The sequence below is a fragment of the Microbacterium sp. ER1 genome, from assembly GCF_023383675.1.
GTDB lineage: Bacteria > Actinomycetota > Actinomycetes > Actinomycetales > Microbacteriaceae > Microbacterium.
In genome coordinates this window covers 547,503-564,096 of sequence record NZ_QCXO01000138.1, presented here as the reverse complement: position 1 = coordinate 564,096, position 16,594 = coordinate 547,503, and the positions used below count along the sequence as shown (strand labels likewise).

Genomic DNA, 16,594 nt, shown 5'->3' with positions numbered 1-16,594 from the left:
CCTATCCCTGTGGCGGCGGGCAGCCGGCGATCTCGCCGTGCGAGAGGGTGCCCCAGACGCTCGTCCACCCGTTGGTGCCGGGGTGCAGGACCACGCGCATCCACTCCGTCATCGGCGTCGCGGACGACAGACGGCGCGGGGCGCGCGTCGAACCGGCGATGAGGAGGGAGGGCACGGATCCAGGCTACCGGTCCGGGCGGCGGGCCCGCTGAGCAACCTCCGGGGGAACGAGAAGAGGGACCGTCCGTCTGGACGATCCCTCTTGCCGTACGTGCCCCCGACAGGAGTCGAACCTGCGACCTACGGTACCGGAAACCGGCGCTCTATCCACTGAGCTACGGAGGCGTACCGATCGACAATATCACTCGTCGGGGGTGGTCTCCGACCCACCGGCCTCCGTGACCGGCGCGGCGCGCAGTTCGTCGAGCGCCGCCGCGAGCTTCTCGGCGAGATAGCGGTGGCCGTCGGTGGACGGATGCTTGCGTCCGACCTCCACGTCGATGACGGAGAGATAGTTGTCCTCGGTGATCCAGTCGAGCGCGACGGGGGAGATGTACCACCAGCCGCGGGCCGAGGCGAGAGCCGCGAGATCCCGGTCGATCCGTGCCGTCTGCGCGCCGACCGGAAGCTCGTGCGGCGCGGGGCCGAGCACGACGATCGCCGCCTCCGGGTACAGCGCCGTCAGCGCGTCCCACGCGGCGGTCACCGCCTCGCGGTAGCCGGCAGCGCCCTGTGCCCGGTCGTTGATGGAGCCCTGGATGATGACGAGGTCCGGGTCGAGAGTCGGGTCCAGCGCCGCGATGCGCTCGCCGAAGGTGGGGCCGTCGATGCCGGGCTTGAGGTAGCCGCTGCCGCGCACGCCGTCCACGATGGTCGTGCCGTGCAGCAGGTCGGCGAGCACGTACGCGTAGCCGAGGGTGGGGTCGGACGCGGCAGAGCCGTAGGTCCACGAATCGCCGAAGACGAGGACGGTCGGCTCGTCGGGGAGCGCGAGCGGTGCAGGAGCGATCACCGCGGCGGACTCGTCGCCGGCCGCAGCGCCGACCGGGAGGGACGACGGCGCCGGAACCCACGGTCGCCAGACCCCGATCACGCCCGCGGCGACGGCGACGAGGAGGGCGGCGGCGACGCCCGCGATGCGCAGTCGACGAGGGGCGGCGGGGGCGTTCATGGTGTGAGAGTAGATCACGGAGGACGGATCGCAAACTCGGCGGGACACGGGGCGACGGAACGGGCCTGCGCACCCCCGTAAACTGGGGGGTCTATGAATCCTGAAACGCTCGCCCACGCCCTCCTCGCCGTCCTCGCCCCCATCGCCGAGGAACGACGTCCGGGCGAGCCGTTCGACCTCTCCGCCGCCGACATCGTGCTGGAGCGCCCGCGCAACCGCGATCACGGCGACTGGGCCTCGAACATCGCCATGCGCCTGGCCAAGTCCTTCGGCACGAACCCGCGGGAACTCGCCCAGCAGATCGCCGACGGACTGGCCGATGTGGACGGCATCGCGAGTGTGGAGGTCGCGGGCCCCGGCTTCCTCAACATCCGCCTCGACGCGGCGGCCGCCGGCGCGCTCGCGAAGGTCATCGTCGACGCCGGCCCCGCCTACGGGACGAACTCCTCGCAGGAGGGCGTGAGCGTCAACGTCGAGTTCGTCTCGGCGAACCCCACCGGGCCGCTGCACATCGCGCACACGCGCTGGGCGGCCCTCGGCGACGCGATCGTCCGCCTGCTCCTCGCGAGCGGCGCCCGTGCGGTGCGCGAGTACTACATCAACGACGCGGGCGTGCAGATGGACCGCTTCGCCGCGTCCGTGCTGGCCGCGGCGAAGGGAGAGCCCACGCCGGAGGGCGGCTACCCGGGCGAGTACATCGCGACGCTGGCCGGCCGCGTCCTCGAGGCCCGCCCCGACCTGCTCGACCTCCCGGAGGAGGAGCAGCTCGCCGTCGCCCGCGAGCTCGGCTACGAGTACCAGCTCGCCGAGATCAAGCACTCCCTCGAGCGCTTCAACGTGCCGTTCGACGTGTGGTTCTCCGAGCGCACCCTCCACGCGAAGGACGCCTCCGGTTCCAGCCTGATCGACCAGGCCGTCGACCGTCTGCGCGAGCAGGGCCACGTGTTCGACGAGGACGGCGCCGTCTGGGTGCGCACCACCGACTTCGGCGACGACAAGGACCGCGTGATCCGCCGCTCGAACGGCGAGTACACGTACTTCGCCGCCGATGCCGCCTACTACCTGAACAAGGGCGACCGCGGCTTCCGCGACAAGATCTACCTGCTCGGCGCCGACCACCATGGCTACGTGCACCGTCTCAAGGCGGTCGCGGGAGCGGCGGGCGACGACCCCGCGAAGAACATCCAGGTGCTCATCGGCCAGATGGTCTCGATCAACGGTGCCCGCCTCAGCAAGCGCGCCGGCAACATCATCGAGATGGACGACCTGCTCGACTGGCTCGGCACGGACGCGCTGCGGTACTCGCTGGAGCGCTCGCCCGCCGACTCGCCGCTCGACCTCGACCCGGAGCTGCTGCAGAAGCGCACGAACGACAACCCGGTGTTCTACGTGCAGTACGCACACGCCCGCACCCACAACGTCGCGCGCAACGCCGCCGACTCCGGCATCGACCGCTCGGTCTTCGCCCCGGAGACGCTCACGCACGAGACCGAGGCGGCGCTGCTGGGCGCGCTGCAGGAGTTCCCGCGCATCGTCGCGTTCGCCGCCGAGGTGCGCGAGCCGCACCGCGTCGCGCGCTACCTGGAGGAGCTCGCCGGGCTGTACCACCGCTGGTACGACAACTGCCGGGTGATCCCCCTGAGCGACGCCCCGGTCGAGGACGTGCACCGCACGCGCCTGTGGCTGAACGACGCCGCCGGCCAGGTCTTCCGCAACGGGCTCGACCTGCTCGGCGTCTCCGCGCCCGAGCGCATGTAGGGAGCGCCATGAGCGACGACAACCCGACCCTCCCGTACCCGAAGCCCTCGGACGAGCACCCGACGCTCGTGGTCCCCGACCCGGCGGACGGTCGTGGGCGGAAGAGCGCAGCGCCGCGGCGGCGCCGGTGGCCCTGGGTCGTCCTCATCGTCGTGGTCGTGCTCGCCGCCCTCGTGGTCGCGGCGGAGCTCGTCGCCCGTGCCGTGCTCCCCGGCGTCGTGCGGTCGATGGTGATCGAGCAGCTCGACCTGCCCGCCGACCAGCAGCTCGATGTCGAGACCGAGGGGATCCTGTTGCCGCAGCTGCTCGCCGGCCGCCTCGACACCCTGCGCCTGTCGACCGACGCCGTGACGCTGCAGGGCATCACGGGGGCGGCCGACGTCACCGCGACGGGCGTCCCGCTGCGCGGCGGCGACCTCGATGGCGCCGACGGCACCATCCGCATCGACCAGGAGCAGTTCACCGCTCTGCTCTCGGACACCGACCTGCCCGTCGACACGGTCGAGTTCGCCGCGCCGAACGCGACGCTCGGCGGCTCCTTCGCGGTGCTCGGGACGGCGGTCCCGGTGTCCGTCACGTTCACCCCCGGCGCCGTCGAGGGGGACCTCGAACTCACGCCGGTGGCGGCCAGCGTCGGCGGCGTGGAGGTCGACCTCGACCGCGTCGGGTCGTCGCTCGGCTCCCTCGGCGAGGGGATCACCCAGCCACGACGGGTGTGCGTCGCCGACCAGCTCCCGGCCGGTCTCACGCTGACGGGGGTCGAGATCGTCGGCGACGACGCCGTGATCGACGTCGATGCGGACGGCGCGATCGTCACCGACGAGGCACTCCAGGCGAAGGGCACCTGCGACCGCTGAGCGCACCCCGGTTCACCCGGGCAGGCGCTCCTGCAGGCGCGCGGCGAGTTCCGCCGGCCGTTGCAGGGGGATGCCGTGACCGCAACCACGGAGGACCTCGAGGGTGCTGCGGGGATGGACACGGTTCAGCAGCGCGGCGGAACGGCGCATGAGCGGCTTCTCGTCGCCTCCGACGAGGACCAGTGCCGAGCCGGGGTGCGTGCTCCACGCGGGCGGCGGCGTGAAACGCAGGTTCTCCTCGACGGCGCGCAGCAGGGTCGTGCGTGAGAGGGCGGCGGAGGTCTCCAGATAGCGGGGGAGCAGTGCGTCCGGGATGAACAGCTCGCGCGCCTGCAGACGGGCGAAGCGCTCGTTCCTGGCGAGTCCGGCGGTGAGGCGGAGCAGCGCCAGAGTGGGCCCGACGGCCCGGATCGGCTCCGCCTGAGCGCTGATGACGACGGCGTCGGCGACGAGGTCCGGGCGTCGTGCCGCCAGCAGGACGGCGAGCTGCGCGCCGAGGGAGAAGCCGACGACCGTGGCCGGTCCGGTCTCCTGCTCCAGCAGGGGGACGAGCGCCGCCACCGTCTCCTCGTGCGACGCGTAGTCCTCGGTCGCGCTGCGGCCGTGACCGGGAAGATCAGGGACGATGACCCGCCGCGCAGGATCGAGGTGCGTGCGCAGCGGCTCCCACATCCAGCCGGCGACGCCGCCGCCGTGCAGGAGCAGAAGCGGTGGTGTCCCCGGGGGACCCGATGTCTCGTGATGCATGTCACTCCGTCTCGAAGCTCGCGGCCATGCGGCCGACCGTGTCGATGGCGCTCTTCAGCGTGCCCCGGTCGAGCGGTCCCAGCGTGCGTGCGGCCGAGAGCAGTCCGAGGGTGGCGCTGGAGAGAGCGAGGGCCAGGGCTTCGGGCTCCACATCCGGCACGATCCGGCCCTGGCGCTGGAGGTCACGGATCCCGGCGACGACCCGTTCGTGACGCGTCCGGTACCGGGAGGTCGGCTGCGCGGCGACGTGGGCGCCGAGCACTCCCGCGTCGTCGAGGAACGCGGCCGTCATGAGCTCGTCGCCGAGCAGCGCCGCCGCCGTGGCGCGGTAGAGGGCGCTGAGCGACGGCTGCGGTCCCGCGGTGCGGGCGACGGCGTCGGCGATCCGCGCGGTGCCGCGCTGGAGCAGGGCATCGAGGATGTCGCGTTTCGCCGCGAACTCCAGGTAGACGGCGCCCTTGCCGATACCGGCCGCGCGCGCGATCGCGGCGACGTTCATCGCGTCGAAGCCCTCGGCCAGGACCATGCGCTCCGCCGCGTCGAGGATGCGTCCCCGACGGTCGGGCACGAGCGGCCTAGGCATCGGAGCCTCGGGCGAACCAGTCGCGCAGGGCGGGGATCACGAGGTCGGGACGGTCCCGTTGCACCCAGTGCCCGGCGCCGGGGGCCACGAGGAGCTGCCCGGCGGGCAGGATCTCCGCGGCCTCCTCGACCCGCCGGAGAGGGACACCGGAGTCGCGGTCGCCGTGCACGAGGAGGACCGGGACGCGGATCTCGGCGAGTCGATCACGGTAGTCGGTGCGGAGTCGCAACGGCCGCACCTGATCCCGCTGCCAGTCGCCGAACGTCGTGAGACCGGAGCCGGTCGCGGCCTCGGCGAGCACCGCGTCGACGAGACCAGGGGTGCGGGCGTCGGGGGAGCGCACGAGATCCTGGAGGCCTCGCGTCATCGCCTTCCGGTCGCGTGCGTAGACGCGTGTCATCGCACCGAGCAGGCCCGAACGCAGGAGCAGGAACGTCGACAGGTGCGAGAGGGGCCCGAAGGTGCCGTCCGTCAGGCGCGGCATCAGGCCGTAACTGCCGAGGAGGGCGGCGGCGTGTGCTCCGTCCGGGCGGTCGAGCAGATGGCCCAGCGCCATCCCCGCGCCCATCGAAAGACCCCCGATGGCATACGCGTGCAGCTCGAGGGCGTCGACGAGGTCGCCGACGTACTGCACCAGGCGCTCCTGGGTCAGCGACGCATCGAGGCGTGGGCTGCGTCCGAAGCCGGGGTGGTCCGGCGCGAGGACGCGGTGTCCGGCCGCCGCCAGCGCCGGCCCGACCTCGCCCCAGGAGAGCTCCGCACTGTCGGCCCCGCCGCCGTGCAGCAGCAGCACGGGTGTCTGCGTCTCGCCGGAGGGGCGCCATTCCAGGACCGACACCGCGGCGCCGGGAACGGTCACGGTGTGCCGTCGTGGTGCGGACATGCGTCCCCTCTCGTTGTGACCATCCTATCGATTCCGGTCACAACGAGGACCTCACTCCGGGGCGGCGGTGCCGTTCTCCTCGGCCGCCGCGCGCTGGGCGTCGCGCAGCTCGGCCGTCGCGATCTTCACGTCGACCTCGGCGCGCTGCAGCCGTCGCTGCACGAACGTCCGCGCACCGAACCGTTCGTGCAGGCGGTCGCCGCGCTCCTCTTCGGCGGTCACGATGTAGGCGCACGCGACGAGGATGACCTGCGTGGACAGCTGGAGCCAGATCAGGAGCGCGAGGAGCGAGGCGAACGACGCGAGGAGGGGGTTGCTCGTCGCTCCGCCCACGAACAGTCCGGAGAGCTGCTGCAGCACGATGAGGCCGAAGGCGCCGAGGAAGGCGCCGCTCCACAGGGAGCGCGCGGCGGGCCGGACGCCGGACAGCAGGAGGAAGGCGCCGACGATCAGGGCCGCATCGAGGATGAAGACCACGAGCAGCGACAGGAGACGGACCGTCCAGGCGAGCAGCGGCGAATCCGACGGCACCCCGAGCAGATCGCCGATCCAGGTCACCCCGAGCTGTCCGATGAAGGTGATCCCGGCGGCGAGCACGAACGCGAGCCCGATGCCGACGGCGAGCAGGAGGTTGCGGACGATGACCCAGATCCACAGGATGTCCGCCTGGATCGTGCCGGCGATGGTCCGGATGGCCGTGCGGAGCGAGCCGATGGCGCCGAGAGCGGCACCGACCAGCGCGACGAGGGAGATGATGCCGGCGATCGAGAACGAGGCCGGAGTCCGGAGGTCGTTCGTATTGATGACACCGCCCTCGCCGATGAGCCCGGGGACCGCGGATTGCACGGCGTCGATGATCGCGCGCCAGGCCTCCGGGTTGCCGGACAGCCAGAGGGCCGCGAGGGAGAAGCCGAGGAGCACGCCCGCGAAGACGCTGAACAGGGCCCGGTAGGTCACGCTGTCGGCGAGCATCGGGCCACGGCGCTCGGAGTACAGCAGCACGGCCCTGACCGGGCGCCGGGCGAGGGCCCAGGCGATCACCGGACCCGTGATGCGGGCGACCAGCCCCGGGCGGGCCGGGGCTGCGGAGTGGTTCTCGGAGTCTCGGTTGTCGGTGTCTGCCACGTGCCCACCCTACGAGCCGGGCGGTACCGCTCCCCAGGGGGTTGACGCGGCGTGTCACCGTGACCAGGCAGCGACAGAGGGTGCCCTAGAATCGGGGCAACTCGATGTGCGCCTCCGCCCGAGATCCGTCCCACGATTGGTGTTCCGTGCTCGACTCTGCCGCCACGCTCGCTCCGGACTGGCTCGTCGTCCCCGAAGATCCGAACGATCTCGCGCCGGGTGTCTGGCCGGCTTCGGCCACGCGCGACGACGACGGCAGCCTGGTGCTCGCCGGAGTGCCGGCGCCCGAGCTCGCCCGCACCTACGGCACGCCGCTCCTCGTGCTCGATGAGGACGAGGTGCGGCGCCGCGCCCGGGCCTTCCGCGACGCGTTCGACCGCGCCGCCTCGGCGCACGGCACGACCGCGCAGGTGTACTACGCCGGCAAGGCCTTCCTATGCACGACGGTCGCCCGCTGGGTCGTCGACGAGGGGCTGCGCATCGACGTGTGCACCGGCGGCGAGCTCGAGGTCGCCCTCGCCGCGGGGGTCGCACCGGCCTCGCTGGGCTTCCACGGCAACAACAAGTCGGTCGCCGAGCTGGAGCGCGCTGTCGCTCTCGGCATCGGCACGATCGTCGTCGACAGCGCGATCGAGATCGAGCGCCTCGCCGCCATCACGGCCCGGACGGACACCGTGCAGCGCGTCATGGTCCGGGTCATCAGCGGCGTCCACGCCGAGACCCACGACTTCCTCGCCACGGCCCACGAGGACCAGAAGTTCGGCTTCCCGCTCGCCGAGGCCGAGGTCGCCGTGGCCCGCATCCGCGAGATCCCGGGGCTGGAGTTCGCCGGCCTGCACTGCCACATCGGCTCCCAGATCTTCGGCGTGGCCGGCTTCCGCGAATCCGCGTCGCGCGTGCTCGAACTGCACGCCGCCCTCCTCGAGGACGGCCCGGTGCCGCAGCTAAACCTCGGCGGCGGCTTCGGCATCGCCTACACCCGCGTCGACGACCCCACGCCGATCGACGAGCTGGCCGACGGCATCGTGGCGGCGGTCGCCGAGGGCTGCGCGGCGCGGGGCATCGCGGTGCCCGCGCTCTCGTTCGAGCCCGGGCGCGCGATCGTCGGCACGGCGGGTGTGACCCTCTACGAGGTCGGCACGACGAAGGACGTCACGGTCGCCTCCGGGGCCACGCGGCGGTACGTCAGCGTCGACGGCGGGATGAGCGACAACGCCCGTACGGCTCTCTACGGCGCCAGCTACTCCGCCCGCCTCGCCTCGCGGACGGGGACGGACGAGCCCCAGCTGAGCCGAGTGGTCGGCAAGCACTGCGAGTCCGGCGACATCGTCGTCGACCACGAGTACCTCCCCGGAGACGTGACACCGGGCGATCTGCTGGCCGTCCCGGCGACCGGCGCCTACTGCGCCTCGCTCGCGAGCAACTACAACCACGTCCCGCGGCCGCCGATCGTGGCGGTGCGGGAGGGGCGCTCGCGGGTGATCGTCCGCGGCGAGACCGTCCACGACCTGCTGGCCCGCGACGCGGGCATCGACGGGGCGCACGCCCCCGAGGGAGCACGATGACCCACCCCGAAGGAGCACCCATTGACTGACTACAGACGACTTCGCGTGGCGCTGCTGGGCGCCGGGGCCGTCGGCTCCCAGGTGGCGGCCCTCCTGCTCCGCCACGGCGACGAGCTGGCCGACCGCGCGGGTGCCGCGCTGGACCTGGCCGGAATCGCGGTCCGTGACCTCGACGCGCCCCGCGACGTCGAGCTCCCGAAGGAGCTCTTCACGACCGACGCCGAGTCGCTCATCCTCGGCGCCGACATCGTGATCGAGCTCATCGGCGGCATCGAGCCCGCCCGCACCAACATCCTCCAGGCGATCGGCTCGGGAGCCGACGTGGTCACGGCCAACAAGGCGCTGCTGGCCACCCACGGACCGGAGCTGTTCGAGGCGGCGGATCGCGTCGGCGCCTCGGTGTACTACGAGGCGGCGGCCGCGGGTGCCATCCCGATCATCCGTCCGCTGCGCGACTCGCTCGCGGGCGACCGCATCGTGCGGATCATGGGCATCGTCAACGGCACCACGAACTACATCCTCGACCGGATGGACACCGAGGGCGCCGACTTCGCCGACGTGCTGGCGGACGCGCAGCGCCTCGGATATGCGGAGGCCGACCCGACCGCGGACGTCGAAGGCTACGACGCCGCGCAGAAGGCCGCGATCCTTGCCAGCCTCGCCTTCCACACCGCGGTGCCGCTGGAGGCGGTGCACCGCGAGGGGATCACCACCATCACGGCGTCGATGATCGAGGAGGCCCGCGCGGCGGGCTTCGTGATCAAGCTGCTCGCCGTCTGCGAGCGCATCGAGGCCGACGGCGCCGAGTCCATCTCGGTGCGGGTCTACCCCGCCCTCGTGCCGGTCGCCCACCCTCTCGCCTCCGTGCACGGTGCCAACAACGCCGTCTTCGTCGAGGCCGAGGCGGCGGGCTCCCTCATGTTCTACGGCGCCGGCGCGGGCGGTATCCAGACGGCCTCGGCCGTGCTCGGCGACGTGGTCTCCGCCGCTCGTCGGCACATCGCCGGCGGCGTCGGCGTGGGCGAGTCCACCCGGGCGAACCTCCCCGTCGTGCCCATCGGCCACGTGACCACGCGCTACCAGATCACCCTCGAGGTCTCCGACGCCCCCGGCGTGCTGGCGACCGTCGCCGGTATCCTCAGCGACGGCGGGGTGTCCGTCGCGACCGTCGTCCAGACCGTCGAGGGGGAGGACGAGCCGACCGCACGCCTCATCATCGGCACGCATCGCGCGACGGAGCAGGCCCTCAGCGACACGGTGGACGTGCTCGCGGGCAGCGACGTCGTCGCCCGCGTGGTGTCCGTCCTCCGGGTGGAAGGCGAGTGACCACCGTGACGGCCACGGCTCCCGCCCCCGAGGAGCACGGTGCGCGTGTGGGTCGCACGGTCGAGGTGACGGTGCCGGCGACGAGCGCCAACCTCGGCCCCGGCTTCGACACGCTCGGCCTGGCGCTCAGCATCTACGACCGGCTCGAGGTGACGGCGCTCCCCGAGGGGCAGCTCGAGATCGAGGTCTCCGGTTCCGGTGCCGAGGACATCCCGCGGGATGCCTCCAACCTCATCGTCCGGACGATCGCCCACGTGTTCGCCGACGCAGGCCGGCCGATGCCCGGTCTGCGCATCGTGGCCGAGAACGCCGTCCCGCACGGCCGAGGCCTCGGGTCCTCCGGCGCGGCCGTCGCTGCCGGTGTGCTCGCGGCGAAGGGGCTGCTGGCGGGAGACGTCGACATCTCCGACACCGATCTGCTGCGCCTGGCGACCGAGCTGGAGGGCCACCCGGACAACGTGGCCCCTGCGCTGTTCGGCGGGCTCACGATCGCGTGGATGGGGGAGCGCGGCCCGCAGCACAAGAAGCTCCTCGTGCACCGCGGCGTCTCCCCGCTCGTCCTCGTCCCGGCGTACACGATGTCCACCTCGCAGGCCCGGTCGCTGCAGCCGCCGCACGTCTCCACGGCCGACGCGGTGTTCAACGTGTCCCGGTCCGCACTGCTCATCGCCGCGCTGATGCAGAGCCCGGAGCTGCTGCTCGACGCGACCGCCGACCGCCTGCACCAGGACTACCGCGCTGGTGCCATGCCGGAGACGCAGCGCCTCGTGCAGGCTCTGCGTGCCGCCGGATTCGCGGCGGTCGTCTCCGGCGCCGGACCCAGCGTGCTCGTGCTCGCCGACGGTCCCGGCAGCCGTCTGGACGCCGTCGAGGTGGCCAATCAGGTGACCGACACCCCGTGGGAGGCGCTCCTGCTCGCCGTCGACGTCCGTGGTGGTACAGTGGGGGATCGAGCGGAGGGCTCCACGTAGCATTCGTGAATCTGGCCCCATTGCATCTCTTGCAAGACCCGCACGCGAACCCCTGAGGCCCAAGTGCCGAGGCTGGCTGACGCCGAGCGTCAGCCCGTGCGATCGTGCGCAGCACCCGTTGTGCGCGTTCACGCTCATTTCCCATGACCTATAAGGGAGTACTCGTGGAGAACCTCTCCGAGACCCAGAACGATCAGGCGGCTCCGACCGCCGATGCCCCCGTCGCCGAGCAGGCGACCGAATCCGCTCCGGCCAAGAAGCGCGCACCGCGTCGGGCGAACACCGCTACGGCTGCGGCCAAGGCGGCCAAGGCCGCGGAGGAGTCCGGCTCGGCGGAGGCCCCTGCGGCTGCCGGCGACTCCGCCGAGGCGGCGGAGGCGGCCCCGAAGGCGAAGGCTCCGCGCCGCACGCGGGCGAAGAAGGCGGACGCCGAGGCTCCGGCCGAGGCCGCACCGGCCGAAGCGGCACCGGCTGCCGAGACCACCGAGGCGCCCGCCGAGGCCCCCAAGTCCGCCCGCGGCCGTCGCACGAAGAAGGCGGATGCCGAGGCCTCGGAGGCGAAGACCGAGAAGGCCGAGGCCGCACCGGCCGACAGCGCGGCGGAGACCGCCGACGCGGGCACCGCCCAGGGCGGCCGCGCCAAGAACGACGCGGCGAAGAGCGAGTCGAAGAACGACGGCGCTGCCGCGAAGAACGAGGCCGAGGCGGACGCTCCCTCGAAGGACTCGTCCGGCGAGGCCGACAACGGCGAGGAGCAGGGCGGTCGGGGCCGCAGCCGCAACCGCAACCGCAACCGTGGCCGTGGCCAGGGCGGCGGTCAGGAGCAGGCGCAGAACGCGCCGGCCGACGACGACCAGTCGGGTAACGGCAACGGCCGCAACCGTCAGCGCAACAAGCGTCGCAGCGGCGGCCAGGTCGACGAGTTCGAGACGGAGATCACCGAGGACGACGTCCTCATCCCGATCGCCGGCATCCTCGACGTGCTCGACAACTACGCCTTCGTGCGCACCACCGGTTACCTGGCCGGCCCGAGCGACGTCTACGTCTCGCTCGGCCAGGTCAAGAAGTACAACCTCCGCAAGGGCGACGCCGTCGTCGGCTCCATCAAGCAGCCGCGCGAGGGCGAGCAGCAGGGTCGGCAGAAGTACAACGCCCTGGTCAAGGTCGACTCGATCAACGGCCTCTCGGTCGACGATGCGGCCACCCGCGTGGAGTTCGGCAAGCTCACCCCGCTCTACCCGCAGGAGCGTCTGCGGCTGGAGACGGCTCCGGAGAAGCTCACGCAGCGGATCATCGACCTCGTCGCGCCGATCGGCAAGGGCCAGCGCGGCCTCATCGTCGCACCGCCCAAGGCCGGCAAGACGATCGTCCTGCAGCAGATCGCCAACGCGATCGCGCAGAACAACCCCGAGGTCCACCTCATGGTCGTGCTCGTCGACGAGCGCCCCGAAGAGGTCACCGACATGGAGCGCACCGTGAAGGGCGAGGTCATCGCCTCCACCTTCGACCGCCCCGCGGAGGACCACACGACGGTCGCCGAGCTCGCGATCGAGCGGGCCAAGCGCCTCGTCGAGCTGGGCCGCGACGTGGTCGTGCTGCTCGACTCGATCACCCGCCTCGGGCGCGCGTACAACCTGGCCGCTCCGGCGTCCGGCCGCGTGCTCACCGGCGGCGTCGACGCGTCCGCGCTCTACCCGCCGAAGCGCTTCTTCGGTGCCGCGCGCAACATCGAGAACGGCGGATCCCTCACGATCCTCGCCACCGCGCTCGTCGAGACCGGTTCCAAGATGGACGAGGTCATCTTCGAGGAGTTCAAGGGCACCGGCAACAGCGAGCTGCGGCTGTCGCGTCAGCTGGCCGACAAGCGGATCTTCCCGGCGGTCGACGTCAACGCGTCCAGCACCCGCCGCGAGGAGATGCTGCTCTCGGCCGACGAGGTCAAGATCACCTGGAAGCTGCGCCGTGCTCTCGCCGGCCTCGACCCGCAGCAGGCCCTGGAGGTCGTGCTCGGCAAGCTGAAGGAGACCCACTCCAACGTGGAGTTCCTCGTGCAGATGCAGAAGTCCATCCCGACGCTGCCCTCGGGCGCTCACGGGCACGACAACAACATCCGCTGAGGACCGACGTGTTCGAGTCCGTCCAGACTCTGATCGACGAGCATCGCCGGGTCCAGGAGGAGCTCTCCGACCCGGCGGTGCACGCCGACGCGGCTCGCGCCAAGCGCGTGAACCGTCGGTATGCCGAGCTGTCGCGCATCGTGGCGGCGCATGAGGCGTGGACGGCTGCCGTCGACGATCTCGAGGCGGCGCGGGAACTGGCCCGTGAGGACGAGGCCTTCGCCGCGGAGGTCCCCGCCCTCGAAGAGGGCGTGCAGGCGGCGCAGGAGCGCCTGCGGCGCCTCCTCATCCCGCGCGACCCGGACGACGCCCGCGACGTGATCATGGAGATCAAGGCGGGGGAGGGCGGCGCGGAGTCGGCCCTGTTCGCCGCGGATCTGCTGCGCATGTACGTGCAGTACGCCGCGTCGAAGGGGTGGAAGACCGAGCTGCTCGAGCGCAACGAGTCCGACCTCGGCGGCTACAAGGACGTCCAGGTCGCCATCAAGGGTTCCTCGTCCGACCCCGCACAGGGTGTCTGGGCGCATCTGAAGTACGAGGGCGGCGTGCACCGCGTGCAGCGGGTTCCCGCCACGGAGTCGCAGGGCCGCATCCACACCTCCACGACCGGCGTGCTCGTGTTCCCCGAGGTGGACGAGCCCGAGGAGATCCAGATCGATCAGAACGATCTGAAGATCGACGTGTTCCGCTCGTCGGGCCCCGGCGGACAGTCGGTGAACACCACCGACTCCGCTGTCCGCATCACGCACGTGCCCACCGGGATCGTCGTGTCGATGCAGAACGAGAAGTCGCAGCTGCAGAACCGCGAGGCGGCGATGCGGGTGCTGCGTGCCCGGCTGCTGGCCAAGCAGCAGGAGGAGCTCGATGCGGCCGCCTCGGACGCGCGCAAGTCGCAGATCCGCGGCATGGACCGCTCGGAGCGCATCCGCACCTACAACTTCCCCGAGAACCGGATCGCGGATCACCGCACCGGGTTCAAGGCGTACAACCTCGATCAGGTCATGGACGGCGCGCTCGACCCCATCATCGAGAGCGCCATCGCCGCCGACGAAGAGGCCCGTCTGGCCGCCGTCGGCTCCGAGGGCTGAGCGGCCGCCGCGACGGCGTCAGGTGCGCGCGGCGTACCGGTGCTCGGGACGCCCGGTCGACCCGTAGCGCAAGCGCACCTCGACGATGGTCCGTGTGGCGAGAGCCGCGAGGTGCCGTTGCGCCGTGGCCCGGGAGATGCCGACCCGCTCGGCGACCTCCGCCGCTGAAGCCTCGCCGTCGCCGAGCGCCGCGAGCACGCGCTGCTCGGTGGCCGAGCGCGACAGGGAGACCGGCTCGCCGCCGCCGTGCAGGATCGCCAGCGCGCGGTCCACGTCCTCCTGCGTGACGGGCCGATCACCCGCGAGCAGGTTGCGGTAGCGGGTGTACCGGTCGAGGAGTCCCGTGAGAGCACGTCGGTCGAAAGGCTTCACGAGGTAGCCCACGGCGCCGGCTCGCAGTGCGCGGCGCACGGTGGGCGCGTCGTCCGCGGCGGAGATGAGGATCGCGTCGACCCCGAGCTCGCGGACGAGTCCGATGCCGTCCCCGTCGGGGAGGTAGACGTCGGCGAGCAGGAGGTCGGGGCGTGTCGAGCGCACGAGGTCGCGCGCCTCGGCGCAGGACCGCGCGGTCCCGGTCACGGTGTATCCGGGCTGATCGTCCACGATCGTCCGGTGCAGGTCAGCCACCCGGAAGTCGTCGTCGAGGATGAGCGCGCGCAGCGGTTCGGTCATCGGTCCTCCTTCGGGACACGCGGAGCGGGGTCGACGGCATCCCCGAGCCGGGCGGCGAAGACCGCGCCGTGATCGGGACCGCCGGAGTCGATGATCCAGAGGTCGCCGCCGCTGCGGCGGGCGATCTCCGTCGCGAGCGGCAGTCCGATGCCGTGTCCGTGCACGGAGTCCGCGCTCCCGTCGTCGGCGTGCGGCCGGGGGTCGGACGGGCGGAGCCCCTCGCCGGAGTCGGCCACCGTGACGACGAGCGCGTCACCGTCGCTCAGCACCGAGACCTCCACCCACCGCGGCTCCCGCGCGCCCGCGACGGCGGCCACGACCGCGTTGTCCACGAGGTTGCCGAGCACGCTGGCCACGTCCTCCGCTCGACGGACGGTGCCGATCACCTGGGTGTCCGCCGCGATCCGCAGGGCGACGCACCGTTCGGCGGCCTCGACGCCCTTGGCTCCGAGGAAGGCGTGCAGGAACGAGTCGCCCACGAGGTCGAGTCCGGTGACGGGGAACGCCACCGGACCGCGGCTCACCAGCTCGTCGAGGAACGCCCTGGCGTCGTCGACGCGACCGGCGTCGATGAGGCCCGCGGCCACATGGAGGCGGTTCGCGAACTCGTGGCGTTGGACACGCAGCGCGGAGGTCATCGTCCGGACGGCCTCCAGTCGCTCGGTCAGGGCGATGAGGTCGGTGCGGTCGCGCACGATCAGCACATCGCCGAGCGCGCGCCCGTCGCGTCGCACCGCGCGCGACTCGAGGTACAGCATCCGGTCGCCCACGACGGCCTCCGCGCGGTCGCGAGCCCCGGTGGCGGTGTCGCGCACGACAGGGGGGAGGGGAAGCGCGTCCACGGTGCGGCCGACCGGATCGTGGAGCCCGAGAAGCCGGTCCGCCGCGGCATTGCTCACGCGCACGACGCCGTCCTGATCGACCGCGAGCACGCCGTCGCCGACGCCGTCGAGCACCGCCGTCTGATTCTGCACGAGGGCGACCAGCTCCTCGGGCTGCACGCCGATGGTCAACCGTTCCCAGCGCCGGCGCAGGAGGAGGAAGGTCAGGAGGGCGAGGGCGAGCGCGCCGGCGGCGGTCAGACCGAGAGCGGCGAGCAGCGGCGGCAGGTCGTCGAAGACGCCGTTGCGCTCGAACCCGACGCTGATCTCGCCGACCGGCGTGCCGGAGTCGTCGCGCACCGGCACCTTCGCGCGGGCGGACTCGCCGAGCGTGCCGGTCTGCCAGTCGACCACCTCGCGTCCCGCCAGCACCGCGGCGAACGGGGTGCTCACGACCTCGCCGATCCGCGAGGGCAGCGGATGGGCGAGTCGGATGCCTTCATCGTCCGTGATGACGACGAACAGGGCCCCGGTGCGGGCCATGACGTCGGTGGCGATCTGCTGCAGGTCTCCGTCGCGCAGCGCCTCCGCGTCCGGCTCGTCGTCCGACGCGGAGATGGCGGCGACCGCCGCCCGCACCTGCGCGTCCTCGGCCAAGGTCCTCGCGATGCCGAGCGCGGTCGACTCCGCCTCGGCGCGCAGCTGCTGGACCGCGAGGGCGAGGTACACGCCCGTGCACAGCGTCACGACGAGGGCGACGGCGGCGAGGTGCAGCAGCAGCGCGCGGGTCGCGAACCGGACCCGTCTCCGCGGGGACATCGACACCTCCTCGACGCGCAATATGCGCAGAAGTCACGGTACGCGCACAAGGCGCGGTTATGCGGCATACCGCGCTCGGCGTCTCCGGATT

The 16,594-nt window shown here is 72.1% G+C and carries 15 protein-coding genes and 1 tRNA gene; 7 read left to right on the top strand and 9 right to left on the bottom strand.

Annotated elements, in window-relative coordinates; all coding sequences use genetic code 11:
• Window position 1: 1 nt before the first annotated feature.
• From BV453_RS16105 to BV453_RS16095, 3 genes are all read right to left on the bottom strand, one after another.
• The gene (locus tag BV453_RS16105; protein ID WP_164498170.1) at window positions 2-175 is read right to left on the bottom strand and encodes a hypothetical protein; all 174 of its coding nucleotides are present in this window, start codon (window positions 173-175) and stop codon (window positions 2-4) included.
• A gap of 97 nt (window positions 176-272) precedes the next feature.
• Window positions 273-345, bottom strand: a tRNA-Arg gene (locus BV453_RS16100).
• A gap of 16 nt (window positions 346-361) precedes the next feature.
• A complete protein-coding gene (locus BV453_RS16095; protein WP_249522041.1) occupies window positions 362-1,171 on the bottom strand; it encodes an SGNH/GDSL hydrolase family protein in 810 nt (269 codons plus the stop codon).
• A 93-nt stretch (window positions 1,172-1,264) separates the two neighbouring features.
• Here BV453_RS16095 and argS point away from each other — a divergent pair, with 93 nt between their 5' ends.
• Together argS and BV453_RS16085 are read left to right on the top strand one after the other, a co-directional pair.
• On the top strand, window positions 1,265-2,929 hold the full coding sequence (argS, locus tag BV453_RS16090) for an arginine--tRNA ligase (protein ID WP_085607256.1): 1,665 nt from the start codon (window positions 1,265-1,267) through the stop codon (window positions 2,927-2,929).
• Window positions 2,930-2,937: 8 nt separating this feature from the next.
• On the top strand, window positions 2,938-3,786 hold the full coding sequence (locus BV453_RS16085; protein ID WP_085607258.1) for a DUF2993 domain-containing protein: 849 nt from the start codon (window positions 2,938-2,940) through the stop codon (window positions 3,784-3,786).
• 12 nt (window positions 3,787-3,798) lie between these two features.
• Here the strand turns inward: BV453_RS16085 and BV453_RS16080 are convergent, their stop codons facing one another.
• The 4 genes from BV453_RS16080 to BV453_RS16065 are packed head-to-tail and all read right to left on the bottom strand — an operon-like array spanning window position 3,799 to window position 7,124.
• Window positions 3,799-4,533 (bottom strand): alpha/beta fold hydrolase, encoded by a 735-nt coding sequence (locus tag BV453_RS16080; protein WP_025103127.1) that lies wholly within the window; start codon window positions 4,531-4,533, stop codon window positions 3,799-3,801.
• A 1-nt stretch (window position 4,534) separates the two neighbouring features.
• Window positions 4,535-5,116: a TetR/AcrR family transcriptional regulator gene (locus BV453_RS16075; protein WP_025103128.1), complete on the bottom strand. Its 582-nt coding sequence runs from the start codon at window positions 5,114-5,116 to the stop codon at window positions 4,535-4,537.
• A complete protein-coding gene (locus BV453_RS16070; protein ID WP_249522040.1) occupies window positions 5,109-5,999 on the bottom strand; it encodes an alpha/beta fold hydrolase in 891 nt (296 codons plus the stop codon). Before BV453_RS16070 ends, BV453_RS16075 begins: the two co-directional genes overlap by 8 nt.
• Before the next feature lie 51 nt (window positions 6,000-6,050).
• The gene (locus BV453_RS16065; protein ID WP_172400129.1) at window positions 6,051-7,124 is read right to left on the bottom strand and encodes a YihY/virulence factor BrkB family protein; all 1,074 of its coding nucleotides are present in this window, start codon (window positions 7,122-7,124) and stop codon (window positions 6,051-6,053) included.
• 146 nt (window positions 7,125-7,270) lie between these two features.
• Between BV453_RS16065 and lysA the strand changes: the two genes are divergently transcribed.
• From lysA to prfA, 5 genes are all read left to right on the top strand, one after another.
• Window positions 7,271-8,689: a diaminopimelate decarboxylase gene (gene lysA / locus BV453_RS16060; RefSeq protein WP_231729430.1), complete on the top strand. Its 1,419-nt coding sequence runs from the start codon at window positions 7,271-7,273 to the stop codon at window positions 8,687-8,689.
• A gap of 21 nt (window positions 8,690-8,710) precedes the next feature.
• Window positions 8,711-10,015 carry a homoserine dehydrogenase gene (locus BV453_RS16055; protein WP_249522039.1) on the top strand — a complete coding sequence of 435 codons (1,305 nt, stop codon included), beginning with the start codon at window positions 8,711-8,713 and terminating at the stop codon, window positions 10,013-10,015.
• A 5-nt stretch (window positions 10,016-10,020) separates the two neighbouring features.
• A complete protein-coding gene (gene thrB / locus BV453_RS16050) occupies window positions 10,021-10,986 on the top strand; it encodes a homoserine kinase (RefSeq protein ID WP_231729613.1) in 966 nt (321 codons plus the stop codon).
• Window positions 10,987-11,150: 164 nt separating this feature from the next.
• Window positions 11,151-13,103, top strand: a complete 1,953-nt coding sequence (rho, locus tag BV453_RS16045) for a transcription termination factor Rho (RefSeq protein ID WP_062766552.1) — start codon at window positions 11,151-11,153, stop codon at window positions 13,101-13,103.
• Between the two features lie 8 nt (window positions 13,104-13,111).
• Window positions 13,112-14,191 carry a peptide chain release factor 1 gene (prfA, locus tag BV453_RS16040; protein ID WP_025103135.1) on the top strand — a complete coding sequence of 360 codons (1,080 nt, stop codon included), beginning with the start codon at window positions 13,112-13,114 and terminating at the stop codon, window positions 14,189-14,191.
• 18 nt (window positions 14,192-14,209) lie between these two features.
• Here the strand turns inward: prfA and BV453_RS16035 are convergent, their stop codons facing one another.
• Window positions 14,210-14,863: a response regulator gene (locus BV453_RS16035; RefSeq protein ID WP_025103136.1), complete on the bottom strand. Its 654-nt coding sequence runs from the start codon at window positions 14,861-14,863 to the stop codon at window positions 14,210-14,212.
• The gene (locus BV453_RS16030) at window positions 14,860-16,503 is read right to left on the bottom strand and encodes a sensor histidine kinase (RefSeq protein WP_249522038.1); all 1,644 of its coding nucleotides are present in this window, start codon (window positions 16,501-16,503) and stop codon (window positions 14,860-14,862) included. Before BV453_RS16030 ends, BV453_RS16035 begins: the two co-directional genes overlap by 4 nt.
• Window positions 16,504-16,594 lie beyond the last annotated feature (91 nt).

Coding starts and splice junctions, on each gene's coding strand:
- BV453_RS16095 (WP_249522041.1), bottom strand. CDS start 1,171: ATGAACGCCCCCGCCGCCCCTCGTCGACTGCGCATCGCGGGCGTCGCC.
- argS (WP_085607256.1), top strand. CDS start 1,265: ATGAATCCTGAAACGCTCGCCCACGCCCTCCTCGCCGTCCTCGCCCCC.
- BV453_RS16085 (WP_085607258.1), top strand. CDS start 2,938: ATGAGCGACGACAACCCGACCCTCCCGTACCCGAAGCCCTCGGACGAG.
- BV453_RS16080 (WP_025103127.1), bottom strand. CDS start 4,533: ATGCATCACGAGACATCGGGTCCCCCGGGGACACCACCGCTTCTGCTC.
- BV453_RS16075 (WP_025103128.1), bottom strand. CDS start 5,116: ATGCCTAGGCCGCTCGTGCCCGACCGTCGGGGACGCATCCTCGACGCG.
- BV453_RS16070 (WP_249522040.1), bottom strand. CDS start 5,999: ATGTCCGCACCACGACGGCACACCGTGACCGTTCCCGGCGCCGCGGTG.
- BV453_RS16035 (WP_025103136.1), bottom strand. CDS start 14,863: ATGACCGAACCGCTGCGCGCGCTCATCCTCGACGACGACTTCCGGGTG.
- BV453_RS16030 (WP_249522038.1), bottom strand. CDS start 16,503: ATGTCCCCGCGGAGACGGGTCCGGTTCGCGACCCGCGCGCTGCTGCTG.